General features: G+C 66.5%; 12 protein-coding genes. 7 read left to right on the top strand and 5 right to left on the bottom strand.

Translation table 11 applies throughout. The features are described from left to right. Positions 1-3: 3 nt before the first annotated feature. Together ACODS2_RS05145 and ACODS2_RS05140 are read right to left on the bottom strand one after the other, a co-directional pair. Positions 4-846, bottom strand: coding sequence for a class III extradiol dioxygenase family protein (locus tag ACODS2_RS05145; protein WP_488997842.1), 843 nt, complete (start codon positions 844-846; stop codon positions 4-6). Continuing rightward, positions 846-1,322: a protocatechuate 4,5-dioxygenase subunit alpha gene (locus ACODS2_RS05140; RefSeq protein ID WP_488997841.1), complete on the bottom strand. Its 477-nt coding sequence runs from the start codon at positions 1,320-1,322 to the stop codon at positions 846-848. Before ACODS2_RS05140 ends, ACODS2_RS05145 begins: the two co-directional genes overlap by 1 nt. A 183-nt stretch (positions 1,323-1,505) precedes the next feature. Between ACODS2_RS05140 and ACODS2_RS05135 the strand changes: the two genes are divergently transcribed. The 5 genes from ACODS2_RS05135 (at position 1,506) to ACODS2_RS05115 (ending at position 9,179) form a co-directional block, all read left to right on the top strand. Beyond that, positions 1,506-1,877 carry a hypothetical protein gene (locus ACODS2_RS05135; RefSeq protein ID WP_488997840.1) on the top strand — a complete coding sequence of 124 codons (372 nt, stop codon included), beginning with the start codon at positions 1,506-1,508 and terminating at the stop codon, positions 1,875-1,877. 282 nt (positions 1,878-2,159) lie between these two features. Further along, positions 2,160-3,923 (top strand): type I secretion system permease/ATPase, encoded by a 1,764-nt coding sequence (locus ACODS2_RS05130; protein ID WP_488997839.1) that lies wholly within the window; start codon positions 2,160-2,162, stop codon positions 3,921-3,923. Further along, the gene (locus ACODS2_RS05125; RefSeq protein WP_298171948.1) at positions 3,920-5,269 is read left to right on the top strand and encodes an HlyD family type I secretion periplasmic adaptor subunit; all 1,350 of its coding nucleotides are present in this window, start codon (positions 3,920-3,922) and stop codon (positions 5,267-5,269) included. Before ACODS2_RS05130 ends, ACODS2_RS05125 begins: the two co-directional genes overlap by 4 nt. A gap of 5 nt (positions 5,270-5,274) precedes the next feature. After that, entirely contained in the window at positions 5,275-7,086 is a 1,812-nt protein-coding gene (locus ACODS2_RS05120) for a TolC family protein (RefSeq protein WP_488997838.1), read from the top strand. A gap of 77 nt (positions 7,087-7,163) precedes the next feature. Next, entirely contained in the window at positions 7,164-9,179 is a 2,016-nt protein-coding gene (locus ACODS2_RS05115; RefSeq protein ID WP_488997837.1) for a potassium transporter Kup, read from the top strand. On the opposite strand, the gene ACODS2_RS05110 is transcribed toward ACODS2_RS05115, so the two are convergent. Genes ACODS2_RS05110 through modA form a run of 3 tightly spaced genes read right to left on the bottom strand, consistent with a single transcriptional unit; the run spans position 9,176 to position 11,287 of the window. Then, positions 9,176-9,802, bottom strand: coding sequence for an ATP-binding cassette domain-containing protein (locus ACODS2_RS05110; RefSeq protein ID WP_488997836.1), 627 nt, complete (start codon positions 9,800-9,802; stop codon positions 9,176-9,178). The two genes, ACODS2_RS05115 and ACODS2_RS05110, sit on opposite strands and share 4 nt — an antisense overlap. Continuing rightward, entirely contained in the window at positions 9,792-10,487 is a 696-nt protein-coding gene (gene modB, locus ACODS2_RS05105; RefSeq protein ID WP_488997835.1) for a molybdate ABC transporter permease subunit, read from the bottom strand. The genes ACODS2_RS05110 and modB overlap by 11 nt, the downstream gene beginning before the upstream one ends. Positions 10,488-10,504: 17 nt before the next feature. Further along, a complete protein-coding gene (modA, locus tag ACODS2_RS05100) occupies positions 10,505-11,287 on the bottom strand; it encodes a molybdate ABC transporter substrate-binding protein (RefSeq protein ID WP_488997834.1) in 783 nt (260 codons plus the stop codon). A gap of 141 nt (positions 11,288-11,428) precedes the next feature. Between modA and ACODS2_RS05095 the strand changes: the two genes are divergently transcribed. Beyond that, entirely contained in the window at positions 11,429-12,130 is a 702-nt protein-coding gene (locus ACODS2_RS05095) for a DsbA family protein (protein ID WP_488997833.1), read from the top strand. A 387-nt stretch (positions 12,131-12,517) separates the two neighbouring features. After that, positions 12,518-14,275 carry a GspE/PulE family protein gene (locus ACODS2_RS05090; protein WP_488997832.1) on the top strand — a complete coding sequence of 586 codons (1,758 nt, stop codon included), beginning with the start codon at positions 12,518-12,520 and terminating at the stop codon, positions 14,273-14,275. Positions 14,276-14,278: the final 3 nt, after the last annotated feature.

Genomic DNA, 14,278 nt, shown 5'->3' with positions numbered 1-14,278 from the left:
GGTTCAGGCCGGTTCGAGCACCACGGTGGCCGCAGCGGTATTGCTGATCGGCACGTGATAGTTGCGCATGACCATCACCTGCGGCGCTTCGCCCAGCGCGCCGCGCGCGGCGATCCAGTTGAGAATCTCGACTCCCTGCGTGCCTGCCAGTTCAGCCACTTCCTCCGCCGAATGCGCCGTCAGCGCCGCAGGATCGTCGGCCAGATGATCGAGACAGAAACGGTCGTAGTCCGGGTTCATGAAACCGGCGCGCGGGCCTTCTAGCTGGTGCGAAAGGCCGCCGGTGCCCATCACCACGATCCGGTCATCACCCTTCCAGCTGCGCAGCGCCCGACCGACCGCCTGCCCGAGGGCAAGGCAGCGCCGCGGCGAGGGCAGCGGAAACTGCACCGTGTTGATCGCAATGGGCACGAGTTTGACCGGCCAGGCTTCGGCATCGGGCCAGGCGAGCTCGAAGGGGATCGACAGCGCGTGGTCGACCATCATCTTCTGGCAGGTCGTAATGTCGAACTCGGCCTCCACCAGCGCCTCGATCAAGTGCCAGGAGAGATTGGGGTGCCCCTCGAAGCTCTTGTAGACGGGCAGGCCCCAGCCCTCGTCAGCGTTATGATACTGCGGGGCTGCGCCGACCGCGAAAGTGGGCATGGCATCGAGGAAGAAGTTGAGCCCGTGGTCGTTATAGAACACGACAGCGACATCGGGGGCGACTTCGGCGAGCCACTGGCGGACCGGCGGGAACCCGTCGAAGAAGGGCTTCCAGTATGCCGACTGCTGGTCACCGCGCTGGATGGCGCCGCCGATCGCGGGAACGTGGCTGGTAAAATAGCCGCCGACAACCTGGGCCATCACGCATTCTCCCTCTGGCGGGAAGAGGCCGATGGCCGCGACCCGAAATGCAGGCCGCCCAGATCGGGATCGACCCCGGCACGCGCGGCGACGAGCATGGCCTTGAAATCGTCCACGCTGCGGCCGGTCTGCAGCGCACCGAGTTCCTGCACGTTGAGCCCGAGGATCCCGGCCAGCTTGGCGAGGTAATAGACGTTGCCGCCGGCCTCGAGCATGGCGAGCACATCGCGCGCGGCGACGGCGGCGCGCTGCTCCCCGGTTACGCCATATCTGCGGCAGTAGGCTTCCTCATCCGCGACAAAGGCGGCGCGATTGGCCGCATCGTTGAACGAATAGCACATCGCATTGAGGGCAAAGCCGCGCATCGCCAGATCGCCATCGAACAGCGCGGTCCCCGGAATGGAGCGGCGCAAGGCGCGGGGGTCGACCGCAGGGCCAGAAGTGCCTTCGGACGGAGCGCTGGATGGTGGCGACATGGGCACTTCTCTTCACGGAAGGCCGGGATGCCCCGGCATCTTGCGCCTAATAGCGCCAGCGCGACGCGGCATTGACCGAGGTCAATCCGCAGGGTGCGATTGTGAAATGCGGCCCGATAGGCAGTGTTACGTAACAAACAATGCGGATTGCGCGGCCCCAGACCGGGGCGCACATCCGATGTCATGGCCCTCACCAACGCCGAGCGGCAGCGCCGCTACCGCCAAAAGCTGAGAATGCGCGCTTCGCCGGACGGAGTGGGCGAGCAGGCGCGCATGGCGGTGGAGCGCGCAGTGCAGGCGCTCTGGGCATTCCATCAGCGTCCGGGGCCGGGGGGGATCGATTGGTCCGCTATCGACGGCTGCACGACGATAGCACAATATCGATCCGAACTGGAGCGAAGCCCGGGCAACCTGATCCAGGCCGCTCGGGCCTTCCTGCCTGATTTTGCCGATCTTTTACCAGAAGAAGCGCGCGCCATTGCCGTGATCATCGAGATTTCCGACGCGTTGCGCCTTGCCCCGCGCCGCGCTGGCCGCGCACCCGAAGGCACCTGACCGGCATTCCCGCACAATCGGGAAAAGGCTGCATTCCCCATGCCTGATCTGGGGTTAGTCGCGTTTCCTCGCGCTAAGCCCTCCCCTTCCGCGTCCGGTCCTGGAGGTACTGTCGCCGCCAGCATTTGTCTCGTTCTAACCGGATTTCAATTTGTGGGCGCTTATTCGGTATTTACCAGGGTCTGAAACAGAATACTGTTAAACTGGGTATGCGCCATTGAGGATGTATTGGCGCTTGCTGGGGTAGTTCCGATGGGTTAGCCGCCGGACGTCAGGAGAAATATGAGCGTCGACCGTCAGTTCATGCGGCTCTTTGCGGCGCGCTATCGCGGCAGCCTCATTCTTGTCGGCATCGCCAGCGTGATGCTCAATGTGCTCGTTTTCGCCGGTTCGGCGTACATGCTGCTTGTTTACGACTCTGTTCTGCCGAGCCGCAGTGTGCCCACCCTGATCGGCCTGTTCGGCATGTTGCTGCTGGTCTATGCGTTCCAGTCGGTGTTCGAGGCGATCCGCGGCGAAGCCCTGCTCGGCATCGCTAACGGCGTGCACGACGACTTGTTCGAGGCGGTGCACTACGCCACCGTCACCCGCCCCCTACGCGCGGGCGCCGACAAGGGCGACGGGCTGCAGTTCACGCGCGACCTCGATTCCATCCACACGTTCCTCGCCGGGCAAGGCCCGGTTGCGCTGATCGATCTGCCGTGGGTGATCACCTTCATGATCGTGCTGTTTGCGCTGCACTGGTGGCTTGGCGTGACGGCGCTGGCCGGCGTGTTCATCATGGCGGGCATCGCGATCATCTCCAATCGCCGCACCCAGGCCGGATCGCGCGAGTTGGCGACCATAACCGGACGCCGGTCTGCTGCCGCGCTTTCGGAGATCCGCTTTGCCGAAAGCGCGCTGGCGATGGGCATGCAAGAGCGCTTGGTGGCGCGCACGGCAAGCTGGGAAACCGGCTTTATCGAGGCGCAGTCCTACCTTTCGCGCACGGTCACGCGGCTCGGCGGCGCCAGCAAGGCGTTTCGCATGCTGTTGCAATCACTGATCCTTTCGGTCGGCGCGCTGCTGGTGATCGATGGGCAGGCGAGCGGCGGCGTGATCCTTGCCTCCTCTGTGCTTTCTGGCCGCGCGCTGGCGCCGGTGGACCAGGCCATCGCCAACTGGAAAGGCCTCGTTGCCGCACGCACTGGCTGGGGCCGGATCGCGCAGGCGGTCACCACGTTTCGCAAGCCGCCCGTGCGCGGCGTCACGCTGGAGCGCCCTTCGTCCGAGCTTTCGGTGCGCGACATCTGGGTCGCGCCTCCGGGCACGCAGCGCCTCACGCTGTCCGGGGTCTCGTTCACGCTAACGCCGGGCCAGGTTCTGGCGGTGATCGGCCCCAGCGCCGCCGGCAAGACGACGCTGGTGCGCGCAATCCTGGGCATCTGGAAAGCCAACCGCGGCGAAGTGCGGCTGGATGGGGCGACGCTCGACCAGTGGGATCCGGAAGCGCTGGGCAGCTATTTCGGCTATGTGCCGCAGACGGTCGACCTCGTGGACGGCACGATCGGCCAGAACATCGCTCGCTTCGATCCTGCGGCAACATCGGAAGGCGTGATGGCTGCGGCCAAGGCGGCCGGCATGCATGAAGCGATCCTCGCATTGCCCGATGGCTATGAAACGCCGGTCTCTGCAGGGGCGGTGGAGCTTTCCGCAGGCCAACGCCAGCGAGTCGGCCTCGCCCGCGCGCTCTATGGCGATCCATTTCTCCTCGTGCTCGACGAAGCCAATTCCAATCTCGACGCGGCGGGCGATGCCGCACTGGCCAATGCGATTGCCGGGATGCGCGCGCGCGGCGGCATCGTGATCATGATCACCCACCGTCCGGCCACGCTCGGCCCAGCGACCCACCTTGCCGTGATCAACAGCGGCCGTCTCGCCGATTTCGGCCCGCGCGACGAAGTGCTGCAGCGCATGCAGGGCCAGAACGGTCCCGGCGGCGCGGCGGCGCAGGTCCCGCAGGGCGCGCCCGGTGAGAGCAATTCGGCCAAGGAAGCCACCGCATGACATTGCCCACCACCATTTCCGATCCCGCGCGCCAGTTGCTGCCGGTGTTCGGCGAGGAAGGGGCTGAAAAGGCGAACTCGCCGGTCCTGCTGAAGCGGCTGCTCTATGCGGTCGGCGGTCTGTTCATCGTGCTCTTCGCGCTCGCGGCCCTCGTTCCGATGGGCGGCGCGGTGATCGGCGGCGGCTCTGTCGGCGTGGAATCGCGCGTCAAGCGCATCGCCCACCCGACCGGCGGGGTCATCAAAGCGATCTACGTGCGCAATGGCGAGCACGTCGCGCAGGGCCAGCTGCTCATGCGGCTCGACGACACTGTGACCGGCGCCGACGCGACCTATTCGAACCTCACGGTCGAGCAGCTGCTGGCGCAGAAGGCGCGGCTGGAGGCGGAACGGCTCGGCTCTGGCAAGTTGCTGTTCCCTCCCCAACTGACGAACTCGAAAAGCACCAGCGCAGCGAAGGCCATGGCCGACGAGGCGCGGCTTTTCGCGATCCGCCAGACCGAGGAAGCAGGGCTGCGCTCCCAGCTTGCCGCGCGGGTGCTGCAATACAACGAGGAAATCCACGGGCTGGAATCCCAGATTTCCGCGCTCAAGCAGCAGCGCAAGCTGATCGAGCCCGAACGGCAGGGCGTGAAGGACCTGTGGGACAAGCAGCTCGTCACGATCAACCGCCTGAACCAGCTGGAACGCACGGCGGTCGATCTGGATGGCAATGTCGGCTCGCTCCAGGCGCAGATCGCGCAGGCCCGCGCGAAGATCACCGAAGCGCAGGAACAATCGATCCAGCTCGGCCAGACGCGGCGCGTGCAGGCAGGCACCGATCTCGCGCAGGTCAACACGGTACTCAACCAGCAGCAGCTGCGCAGCGTGGCCGCATCCGACCAGCAGGACCGCAGCGAGATTCGCGCGCCCTACACCGGGGTGATCGAGAAGATCGCATTCGCCGCGATCGGCGATGTGGTGCGCCCGGCTGAACCCATCATGGAAATCGTGCCCGATCGCGATACGTTCGTGGTGGAGGCGATGATCAGCCCTTCGGACATCGACCAGACCATGAAGGGGCAGACCGCCCGCGTCCGCTTCACGTCGTTCAACCGGCCGACCACGCCGGAGATCCTCGGCAAGGTCACTTATGTGGCAACCGACCGCACCGAGAACCCGGAATCGCGGCAGGCCTACTACGTGGTGCGGATCGAGGTGGACCTGGCCGCGGTGAAGAAGGAAGGCCTCGCGCTGCGCAGCGGCATGCCTGCTGAAGTCTACATCGAAACCGGCAACCGGTCGCTGCTGTCCTACCTCACGAAACCGTTCATGGACCAGTTCATGCGCGCGTTCCGCGACAACTGAGCGGCATGGCGATGATACCTGCCCTGCCCTTGCGCGCCGCACTCCTGGCCGCGTGTGCTGCCAGCGCCGCGTGTGCTGCGCTGGCTCCCGCTTTCGCAGAGGATGCGGCGCTGCCTGCACCGCCCATGCAGGGCCCGCCCGATAGCGGCGCGCCGGCGGGCAGCTATGGCACCGACGATCCCGACAGCGGACGCGACGGGGGCGACATCAGGGCTGACGGGGGGGCGGACAGCGCCGACGACAGCGCAATTCCTGAGGCAGACCGCATCGCCCTGCGTCCAGAACTGCCGGCAGAAACACCCGCCGACATCGCTGAGCGCGCGACGAGCGGAGCGCCGATCACATCGCTGACCGATGCGCTGCGGCTTGCCTATTGGACCTCGCCCTTGCTGCTGGCGCAGCGCTCGACGGTAAAAAGCTACGATTACCGCATCGCGCAGGCGCGGGCGAACTACGGCCCCAAGCTGAACTACAGCCTTGCCACCACCTTCCAGAGCGACCGGTTCGAGCAGCGGCGCGGCCTGCCGGTTGCCTTGTCTGGCTGGACCACAGCCGCTTCCGCCGTACTGACACAGCCGATCTTCACCTTCGGCCGCAATGCCTCGCAGGAGCGCAACTCGGCCGCGCAGTTGGAGTTCCAGCGGCAGGTGCTCCGCTCGACCGAGCAACAGGCCCTGCTCGATGCCATCACGAGCTATATCGGCGTGCTGCGGGATCGGGCGGCGGTGCTGATCGCCAAGGACAACCTTGCGGCGCTGGAACGCCAGTTGAATGACAACAAGGCGCGGCTCGCGGTGCGCGAAGTGACCGCGACGGACGTCCAGCAGATTTCCACCCGCGTCGCGCTGGGGCAGGCCCAGGTCTATTCGGCGCAGCGCGATGCTGCCTCCAGCGAGGCGAGCTTCCTGCGCATGGTCGGCGTGCCCGCGGGCGATCTGGTCCCGCCCAATCCGCTACAGCTGCCGGTGCGGCAACTGGAGGAAGCCTATGCCTATTCGGAAATGCACAGCCCGGTGATCCTTGCGGCACAAGCGCGCGAGAAAGTCTCACGCGCCAGCGTGGCGGCGGCCAAGTCCGATCTCATGCCGCGCATCGATTTCCAGGGCAGCGCGAGCTACGGTTCGCAGAGCGCCTATAACGACGATCTGCGGCAGCGGGGCCTGCGCGGGCAGTTCATCATTTCCGGGCCGATCTTCGAAAGCGGGTTGCGCCGCGCGCGGGTGAGCGAAGCCATGGCGGCAAACGATGCCGACTGGCGCCTGCTCGATGCGTCGCTGCGGGAAAGCCGGGCGACCCTCGCCGCATCTTGGAACGACTGGCAGGCACAGCAGGCGGCTATCGCGAGCTACCGCGCGGCAGAAGAATCCGCACGCAAGGCCTATGAAGGTGCGATCCTCCAGCAGCGCGCGGGCCTGATCACCACGCTCGACGTGCTGGACCTCGCGCGCGAATTGCTGGTGGCGCGAAGCAATTCGAACACCGCGATTGCCAACGCCTACATCGCCAAGGCGCGCGTGTTGGCGGCGGCGGGCGCGCTCGAGCAATCTTGGCTGATGCCGGATGCCGCGCGCTATGACGTGGACCGGCATCTCGGCAAGGTTAAGCACAACGGCGATGTGCCTATCTACACGCCGATCGCGCGCGCGATCGAGAACGCGGGCGCGATCGGCAGCACGGCAACACGCCCGGTGCGCGATCCGGCAGGTGCGCGCACGGCCGCGCCGATCGTGATCCAGCCGGCGGACAAGCTGGTGGAACCGGCCCCCTCACCCACCGCTCCGGCGCCCGCTGGCGCTCTGGCAAATCCGCCGAATTGACCGGGTGCTTCCGCCAGGGACCGGTCGCCTGAAAATAACTCTCGCTTGTATCCGGCGGCAGGAGTAGCGGCGCGCCGATGGACCACAACGCGATTCAGGATGGCGCGCCTGCAGGCGGTGAGCCCGTTTCCGGCCCGGCCGTTGCAGGGGCTGGGGCAGTTGCAGGGGCCGCAGCCCCAGCCGATGCCCTCGCAGGGACTGGCGAGCAGCACCCGGATGAGCAAGGCCACGGCCACCAGCGCGAAGGTCTTTCCACGCTGGCCGTCGGCGCGATCGGTGTGGTTTTCGGCGATATCGGCACCTCACCGCTCTATTCGTTCAAGGAAACCTTTGTCGGCCACCACATCATGAAGGTGGACCAGTTGCATGTGTTCGGTGTGCTCAGCATCGTGTTCTGGACGATGATTGTCATCGTGACGGTGAAGTATCTGTTCCTCGTGCTGCGCGCAGACAACAAGGGCGAAGGTGGCAGCCTGGCCCTGCTCGCGCTCGTCAGCCGCTGCCTGTCGGACCGGCGCTGGACATATGTCATGTCGGTGTTCGGGCTCACGGCCACGGCATTGTTCTTCGGCGATGCGATGATCACGCCGGCGGTTTCGGTGCTGTCTGCGGTCGAGGGCCTGACGGTGGTCCACCCCGGCTTCGAGCATCTGGTCCTGCCGATCTCGATCGCGATCCTGATCGGCCTGTTCGCCATCCAGTCGCGGGGCACTGCGGCGATGGGCAAGCTGTTCGGCCCGGTGATGATGTTCTATTTTCTGACCATCGCCGTGCTGGGCGTGGTCGGGATCATGGAAGCGCCGAATATCCTTTGGGCGCTCAACCCCATGTACGCGGTGCTCTTCTTCGCCGACGACCCACTGATGGCCTACCTTGCGCTGGGTTCGATTGTGCTGGCGGTGACGGGAGCCGAAGCGCTCTATGCCGATATGGGCCACTTCGGCCGGCCCGCAATCATGGCGGCGTGGCTGTGCCTCGCCTTCCCGTGCCTGTTGCTGAACTACCTCGGGCAGGCAGCGATGATCATGAACCGGCCGGAAACGGTGGCCAATCCGTTCTTCATGCTCGCCCCCGATGCTCTGCGCCTGCCGCTAGTGCTGCTGGCAACAGCCGCGACGGTGATTGCCAGCCAGGCGGTGATTTCCGGCGCGTTCTCGGTCTCGCAGCAGGCGGTGCAGCTGGGCTATCTGCCGCGCATCCGCATCCGCCACACGAGCGCGAGCGCCGCGGGGCAGATCTACGTCCCGATCGTCAACTGGACGCTGCTGGCGCTGGTGGTGATGCTGGTGCTGGGCTTCCGCACTTCGGGCAACCTCGCCTCGGCATACGGCATCGCCAACACCGGCACGATGTTCATAACCTCGTGCATGTTCGGCGTGCTGGCCTTCCAGGTCTGGAAGTGGCCCGCGCCGATCGCGGGGTTCTTCACCTGCCTGTTCCTGCTGGTGGACGGCGCCTACTTCTCCTCGAACATGACCAAGATTCCCGATGGCGGGTGGTTCCCGCTGCTGGGCGCAAGCATCACCTTCACCATGCTGAGCACGTGGTCGACCGGCCGCCGCATCATGCGCGAGCGGCTGGCCGAGGATTCGATGCCGTTCGACATCTTCCTCGGTTCGGTCTGCCCAAAAGTGCGTCGCGTGGCCGGCACTTCGGTGTTCCTCGCGTCCAACGCGGAAGGCATTCCGCCCGCGCTGCTCCACAACCTCAAGCACAACCACATCCTGCATGACCGGGTTGTGGTGCTCACGGTGGAGACGCAGAACGTGCCCCACGTGCCGCCCGAAAAGCGGCGCGAGGTGGAAGACCTCGGCTACGGGTTCTTCCGCATGATCATCCGCATCGGCTTCATGGACGAGGCCAATGTGCCCGCCGAGCTGGCCGCCGAAACGCGCGCTGGCGGGGCGTTCAAGCCGATGGAGACGAGCTATTTCCTCGCCCGTCAGACGCTGATCGCCTCAAAGCGCCCAGGCATGGCGATCTGGCGCGAAAAGCTGTTCGCATGGATGGTGCGCAATGCGGAAAGCGCGATGGTATTCTTCCGCCTGCCGACCAACCGCGTGATCGAACTCGGCAGCCAGCTGGAAATCTAGGGTCCAAACTCCACCACCTGATCAGCCAGCCGGGCGACATCGGCGCGGTCGTGGCTGACGAGGAGGATGGGCAGTGCCAACTCGGCGCGGATGCGCCCAATCACCGCAATGATCGCCTCGCGCCGCGCATCGTCGAGCGCGGTGAGCGGTTCGTCCATCAGCAGGAAGCGCGGGCCCGAAAGCAGCGCCCGCCCGATGGCAACGCGCTGCGCCTCGCCGCCTGAAAGCGTACGCGGGCGGCGGCCGAGCAGCGGGGCGATGTCGAGGAACGCCGCGGCTTCGTCGAGGCCGAGGAAACGGCGCTCGGGCGGTGCGAGCTTGTAACCATAGAGCAGGTTGTCGCGCACGCGATGGTGCGGAAAGAGGCGCAAGTCCTGAAACACCATACCGCAGGCGCGCTGCTCGGGCGGAAGGTTCACACCCTGCGCGCTGTCAAAAAGAACGGTGCCGCCGACCGATATCCGCCCGGCAGAAGGGCGCAACAAGCCGGCAATCGCCTCCAGCACGCTCGACTTGCCCACGCCTGACGGCCCCACCAGCGCGGTGATCCCTGCCGGCGCGGTGAAGCGGCAGGCAATCGGGCGCTCCCCCCGCTGCAGCCTAACGTCAACATCAAAGGACATGGCCGCCCCTGCCACTACCCGAAGCGCGGCTGAGCGCTTCGGAGGCGACCAGCGCCGCCAATGAGAGCGCCACGGCCATCAGCGCCAACCGCCAGACCGCGCTCTCGCCTTCGGGCAACTGGAGCGCGGCATAGATCGCCAGCGGCAGGGTGCGGGTTTCCTCAGGAATGTTGGAGACAAAGGTGATCGTGGCGCCGAACTCGCCGAGCGAGCGGGCGAAGCCGAGCACCGCGCCCGCCAGCACGCCCGGCGCGGCAAGCGGCAGCGTGATCGTGGAGAAGGTGCGCCAGCGCCCCGCACCCAGCGTTCGCGCGGCCTGTTCGAGCCGGGGATCGACGGCTTCGAGACTGAGCCGGATCGCACGCACCATGAGCGGCAACGCCATCACGGCAGCAGCGATGGCCGCGCCGGTCCAGCGGAACAGCACGGTGACGCCGAACAGGGCAAGCAGCCGCCCTCCCGGTCCTTCCGGCGCAAAGGCGATCAGCAGTAACCAGCCGATCACCACTGGCGGCAGCACCAGCGGCAGGTGAACAATGCCATCGAGCAGGATCTTGCCCGGAAACCGCAGCCGCGCGAGCGCCCAGGCGAGGCCGAATGCCAGCGGCAGCGCGCCGGCAATCGCAGCGAGGCTGACCTGCAGCGAGAGCAGCACGATGCCCCATTCCTCGGCGGTCATGCCCATGCCAGACCCATCGCCGCTCAGCGCGTGCCGAAGCCGTAGCGGCCGAGGATGCCCTTGCCTTCCGCCGAAACGAGGAAGCGGCGGAAGCCCTCTGCCTCGGGATTGGACGAGGCGACGAGGCGGGCGAGCGGATAGACGATCGGCCGGTGCATGTTCGCCGGAATCCAGCCTGCCACGCGGACAGCTCCGTCAGCCCGCGCATCCGTGGCATAGACGATGCCGAGCGGAGCCGCCCCGCGCGCGACCAGCGCCAGCGCCGCCCGCACATTCTCTGCACGGGCCAGGCTGCCCTCGACGCTCGGCCAGACCTTGAGCCGGGTCAGCGCTTCCTTGGCATAGCGGCCAGCGGGAACCGCATCGGGATCGGCAAGCGCGAGCCGCCCGCCGCCGAGCGCGGCCGCAAGCGGAAAGCCGGGCATCACCGCAAGGCTCACGCGGCCCTTGGCCGGGGCGACGATGACGAGGCGGTTGGTGAGCAGATCGGCACGGGTTGCGGAAACGATCAGATTGCGCGTGGCAACATAATCCATCCACTCCTCATCGGCGGAGAAGAAGAGGTCGGCCGAGGCCTTGGCCGCGATCTGGCGCGCGAGCGCGGACGATGCCGCAAACGACAGGACGGGCCGCGGGTGCCCCTTTTTTGCCCAGCTGTCCGCAGCCGCTGTCAGCGCTTCCTGCAGACTGGAGGCCGCCAGCACGAGTGGGCCGCGCGCTTGGGCATGCGCCGGAGAGACCTGCGCCGTGATCAGGAGCAGGCACAGGGCAAGGCCATGGCGAAGACGGCGTAGCAGAGACGGCAAGGACAGCTCCAATCAGCTATATACCGGGATATACAACCCCGCACCAAATTGCCTAGAGCGAATTCGGCGCCTATGCTTCCCGCGATGGGCGGTCTCCTGCGCTGTCATATCCGTTTCACTGTCTCAGCCGAAGGCCCGCCGATGCACCGTCTCCGCCCTCTCATCTCCCGCCCGTTTCTGGCGGCATTCGCCCTTGCGGCGCTGGCGGCATCCCCTGCCTCGGCGCAGGCCGCTGCGGAATCGATCTGGCACAGCGCGGGCACGGTCGCGCCAGTCGATGCGGCGCGTGAGCCGGTCTATGGGCAGCCCGCGAGCGATTTCAGCGTGATCGTATGGCTCGATCCCGAATGCCCCTACTGCAAGATGCTGGGGCGGACGCCGGAAAAGGTCGTCGATGCCAGCGGCGGTCGGGTAAACCTCGTGGTGCGGCTCCTGCCACTGCCGATGCATGGGCGTGCAGCATTCGTTGCGTCGGCAACGGCCATCTGCGTGAGCCGGCAGACGCCTCCGGCTGGCTACTACCGGTTTCTTGATCGCTACATGGAACTGACGCGGACCAACGGCGCCGGTCTTCCCGAAACCACGGGCGCAAGTGTCGAAGCCCTCGCTCGGGAAGCCGGCGTGAACGACATGGCCGCGCTCGATGCCTGCGTCCATGCGCAGGATACAGTTCAGGCGTTGGGTCAGGAATTCAACGCCGCCAATGCCGCCGGGGTGACTGGCACACCCGCCATCGTGGTGCGCGACAACCGCTCGGGCAAGCTCGCCATGACCGAGGGCGCGATCCCTGCGTCCGAGATCACCGGTGTGATCCGCGCTCTTGGCGCGAACGGGGCGGATTGAAAAACGGCGGCGGAAGCCGAAGCTGCCGCCGCCAGGAGAGGGGTGTAACGCTCGCCTGCAGCGCAGAAGCGTGATGCCCCGCTATAGCGCTGCAGCGCTGAATTTTTGATGAATTGGCCAATCCGGCTGAAACTGCACGCGCGGGCGTCGCGATAGGTGCGCTCCCCCAACAAATCCTTCGATGAACGCAACACACCCGGCGGCAAACCCGCCCGCACCTGCCCTTGTTGCGGAAAGGTGCGTTTTCGGCCAAGTTTCAGTGCGAAGCAGCGCCGGGGATGGGGTAACAAGGTGCGCGTGTTGGGAAGGGATCTGTCACTCGCCGCGCATGGTCGTCGGCTCGCTGCGGGCAGACCGTGCGACGCGCTGCGCAAGGCGCGATAATCCGTGTCCGATTCCGGCAATTTCCTAACCTTCCCTGCCGATGGTGCCGGCCAAGAAGCAGCGGGCAGGCCCGATCCGGCTGGCTTTGCGGAATACGCGGGCGATCCCTCTTCCGCTCTCATGGCGATCCTGCGCAGCGAAGCCGGTATGACCGAAGAAGCGCTCGCCCGCGCGCGGCTGGTGCAGACTGAAACCGGCGAAACGCTTGAAAAGATCGTCACCCGGCTCGGCCTGATCTCGGAGGATGCGCTGGCCGGGGCGCTCGCCCGCACGCTGGGGCTGCCGCTGGTCGATGCCGCGAGCTTCCCGGAGGAAACTGCAACCGTTCCCGAGGTTTCGGCCCCGTTCCTGCGCGACCGCCGCGTCTTGCCACTCGGCCTCAACGGGGCGGTCGTGGTGGTCGCCATGGCCAACCCGCTCGACCGTGAGGCAGTGGAGGGCATTGCCTTTGCTACCGGGCGACGGGTGGAGCGCTGCGTTGCGCGCGGCGGCGATATCGATGCCGCAATCGACCGGCTCTACCGCACTGATGGCGCGGTCGAGGTGGAAGACGAAGTCGACGAGGGCGATCTCGAGCGGCTGAAGGACCTGGTGAGCGACGCGCCGGTGATCCGCGCGGTGAACCGCCTGATCGCCGATGCCGTCGATGCCCGCGCGTCCGACATTCATCTGGAGCCGACCGAAGACCGCCTCGCCGTGCGCTTCCGCATCGACGGCCTGCTGCGCGATATGGCGCCCAAGCCCCCCGCGATGCGCGCGCCCGTGGTCAGCCGGATCAAGGTCATGGCGGGGCTCAACATCGCCGAGCGGCGGTTGCCCCAGGACGGCCGCTTGCGCCTCACCGTACGCGGGCACGAGATCGACCTGCGCGTCGCGACTGCGCCCTCGATCCATGGCGAGAGCGTGGTCATGCGCATTCTCGACCGGGCGAACCTTGCGCTCGATCCGAAGTCGCTGGGCTTCGATGCCGATCTCGAAGCGCAGTTCCTCGCTGCGCTGGCCCAGCCGCACGGCATCATGCTGGTGACCGGGCCGACCGGCTCCGGCAAGACGACCACGCTCTACGCCGCGCTCGCGCATCTCAACGCGCCCGAACGCAAGCTGATGACGATCGAGGACCCGATCGAATACCGCCTCTCGGGCGTGGTGCAGAGCCAGATCAATCCGGTGATCGGCTATACGTTCTCCTCCGCGCTGCGCTCGTTCCTGCGGCAGGACCCGGACGTGATGATGGTCGGCGAGATCCGCGATACGGAGACCGCGCAGATCGCGGTGCAGGCCGCGCTCACCGGCCACATGATCCTTTCCACGCTGCATACGAACACCGCAGCGGGCGCAGTCACCCGCCTGCTCGACATGGGGGTCGAACCGTTCCTGCTGTCCTCGGTGCTCACCGGCGTGCTCGCGCAGCGGTTGGTGCGGCGGCTCTGCCCGCATTGCCGCGAACCTTATGTGGCGGACCCGGCGCTGCTCGAGCGGCTGGGGATCACGGTGCAGGCCCCTGAACGCCATACTTTCTACCGCCCGGTCGGCTGCCCGCAATGCAAGGGTTCGGGCTATGCCGGGCGCACGGCGGTGTTCGAATTCATCCGCATCGATCGCGAGATGGCCGGGCTGATCCTCCACCGCGCCGATACCCGCACGATTGCCGCCGCGGCTGCCTGCGCCGGGGCCAGCACCTTGCGCGCCGATGGCATTGCCAAGGCCCGGACCGGCCTCACCGCGCTTGAAGAAGTGCTCCGTGTCGCGAGCGAGGACTGAGCG

The sequence above is a fragment of the Novosphingobium sp. FG137 genome (assembly GCF_057809735.1).
The sequence above is the reverse complement of the archived record's forward strand: the minus strand, read 5'-3'. Positions and strand labels throughout refer to the sequence as shown.